Genomic DNA, 2,378 nt, shown 5'->3' on the forward strand with positions numbered 1-2,378 from the left:
TCCCCGTCCCCGTCCGAATCCCCCTCCGAGCTCCCCTCAGCTATTCGGTTTGGCTGACACTGAAACGCCGTAGTACAGTCTGCGACGTGCCCAACAGCACCGGTCAGGGCTTGACCGTTCCAAGACCCCAGCGGTCGAAGAAGAAGCGGAACCCGCAGGGGGAAGCAGAGTCACATGCTTCTTACGTCCTCTGGGACGACAGACGCAGAAGCAGCAATACCAGCTGTTATGCCCTCATCGTCTAGTGGCCCAGGACGCCGCCCTTTCAAGGCGGTAGCACGGGTTCGAATCCCGTTGGGGGCACGCAACACCCTGCGCGGCATGCGAGTCGCGCAACAGCTTGGTCCTGTGGAGCAGTTTGGAGTGCTCGCCACCCTGTCAAGGTGGAGGCCGCGGGTTCAAATCCCGTCAGGACCGCTGAGATTCCTCGTGAATCTCGTGGCTGGGTAGCTCAGTTGGTACGAGCGATCGCCTGAAAAGCGATAGGTCGCCGGTTCGATCCCGGCCCCAGCCACCGCTCGAAGGCCCCGTCCACCGGACGGGGCCTTCGCCGTGTCACACCTTCTCGGTCTCCTCGGTCCGCTCCGCCGGTACGTCCGCGTCGCGCCGGCGCCAGGCCCGTACCCCCAGGACCAGCAGCGCCACGAGCACCACCGCCCCCAGCAGCACCCCGTCCGGCACCTGTTCGCCCAGGTTCTGCGCCCACTGCTCGACCGCGAACGAGTCGTCGACCCCCAGCAGGCCGGGCAGCGCGGTCGTCCCGTCGTACACGAGGAACAGCACGCCGAGCCCGATGAAGAACAGTCCCGACAGCAGCGACGTGGTGTGCAGCTCGAACCGGCCGAGCCGGACGGCCCGGCCGCGCAGCCAGGCCCGGCGGCCGAGGTCGAAACGCTCCCAGAGCAGGGCGAGCACGAAGAGCGGTACGGCCATCCCGAGCGCGTAGACCGCCAGCAGCAGCCCGCCGTAGACCGGGCTGCCGCTGACCGCCGCGACGGTCAGGACGCTGCCGAGGATCGGGCCCGCGCAGAATCCGGCCAGGCCGTAGACCGCGCCCAGGGCGTAGACGGAGAACGCGGTGGTGGGGCGGATCCGGCCGCTGAGCGCCGCGATCCGCCGCGACGCGAAGCCGAGGCCGACGATCTGCGCGACGCCGAGCCCGATGATCAGCCAGCCCGCGCCCGTGACGAGGGCGTCGCGGTGGCCGTAGAACAGCCGCCCGGCGTACGAACCCGCCGCGCCGAGCGGCACGAGGGTCGTGGCGAGCCCGGCGTAGAAGATGCCGGTACGGGCCAGCAGCCGGGAGGCGGAGTCGATGGAGTACGCGAAGAAGGCCGGCAGCAGCAGCGCGCTGCACGGGCTGACCAGGGCGAGCAGCCCGCCGAGGAAGGCCGCGAAGTAGCCGATGTCCGCCGTCACTTGTCGGAGTCCCCGGAGCCGTCGCCGGCGTCGCCGGTGTCCTTGCCGGCGGCCTTCGCCTGCTCGGCGGCGGCCTCGATGGCCTGCGTGAACGTCTCGTCCGGCTGGGCTCCCGCGATCGGGCGGCCGTTGATCAGGAACGACGGGGTGGAGGTCGCGCCGATCCCGTAGGCCTGCTCCTGGTCCTTCGCGACGGCGTCCCGGGCGGGCTTGCCGTCGAGGTCCTTCATGAACCGGCCCAGGTCCTTCACCCCTGCCTCCTCGGCGAGCGCCTTGACCCGGTCCTTGCCGAAGCCCTTCTCCTTCGCCCCCTCGGCGTAGGCGGCGCTGTGGAACTCCCAGAAGCGGTCCTGCTGCCCGGCGGCCCAGGCGCCGCGCGCGGCGTTCTCGGACTCCTCGCCGAAGATCGGGAAGTTGCGCCACTCGATGCGCAGCGTGCCGTCCTTCACGTACTTCTCGATCAGCTCCGGCTCGGTGTCCCGGGCGAACTTGCCGCAGTAGCCGCACTTGAAGTCGGCGTACTCGATCAGGACGACCGGGGCGTCCGCGCGGCCGGTGGCCAGCTTGTCGTCCGCGTCCCGGCGGGCGAGCTTCGCCAGCTCCGGGTAGACACCCTCGTTCGGGTCGGCGGAGACCTCGGCGGCCGGGGCGGAGGAGGTGTCGGGGGCGGTGTCGTCGGGGGCGGTGGCCCGGTAGGAGGCGAAGCCGAGGAGACCGGCGGCGACGACGATCGCGGCGCCGTAGGCGAGGGGCTTCCTCGATCCGGGCGTGGACTTCTTGGGCGTGGACTTCTTGGGCGTGGGCATGCGGCACTCCGGGCTGGTGATGCGGGAGGAGAGGGGAAGGGCGCGGGGCGGGCGGGAGCCCGCCTACACCCGAAGCACGGAGAGTTCCACGGGGGTCGGTGTGCACGGGTCCGGGGCCCGGGCCCGCATTCCCGGCGGCGGCTCGGCCGGCGG

At 70.9% G+C, this 2,378-nt stretch carries 2 protein-coding genes and 3 tRNA genes; 3 read left to right on the forward strand and 2 right to left on the reverse strand.

The genetic code is table 11. The features are described from left to right. Positions 1-230 precede the first annotated feature (230 nt). From B9S58_RS07555 to B9S58_RS07565, 3 genes are all read left to right on the forward strand, one after another. A tRNA-Glu gene (locus B9S58_RS07555) sits at positions 231-303 on the forward strand. A 39-nt stretch (positions 304-342) separates the two neighbouring features. After that, a tRNA-Asp gene (locus B9S58_RS07560) sits at positions 343-417 on the forward strand. Positions 418-440: 23 nt separating this feature from the next. Next, a tRNA-Phe gene (locus tag B9S58_RS07565) sits at positions 441-514 on the forward strand. A gap of 41 nt (positions 515-555) precedes the next feature. Here B9S58_RS07565 and B9S58_RS07570 read toward each other — a convergent pair. Further along, positions 556-1,419, reverse strand: coding sequence for a cytochrome c biogenesis CcdA family protein (locus B9S58_RS07570; RefSeq protein WP_103531348.1), 864 nt, complete (start codon positions 1,417-1,419; stop codon positions 556-558). Continuing rightward, positions 1,416-2,225: a DsbA family protein gene (locus tag B9S58_RS07575; RefSeq protein WP_103531349.1), complete on the reverse strand. Its 810-nt coding sequence runs from the start codon at positions 2,223-2,225 to the stop codon at positions 1,416-1,418. Before B9S58_RS07575 ends, B9S58_RS07570 begins: the two co-directional genes overlap by 4 nt. Positions 2,226-2,378 lie beyond the last annotated feature (153 nt).

The organism is Streptomyces sp. SM11, from assembly GCF_002910905.1.
GTDB lineage: Bacteria > Actinomycetota > Actinomycetes > Streptomycetales > Streptomycetaceae > Streptomyces.

What these genes read in the sequence shown, in the direction of transcription:
- B9S58_RS07575 (WP_103531349.1), bottom strand. Translation starts at nt 2,225, where the DNA reads ATGCCCACGCCCAAGAAGTCCACGCCCAAGAAGTCCACGCCCGGATCG.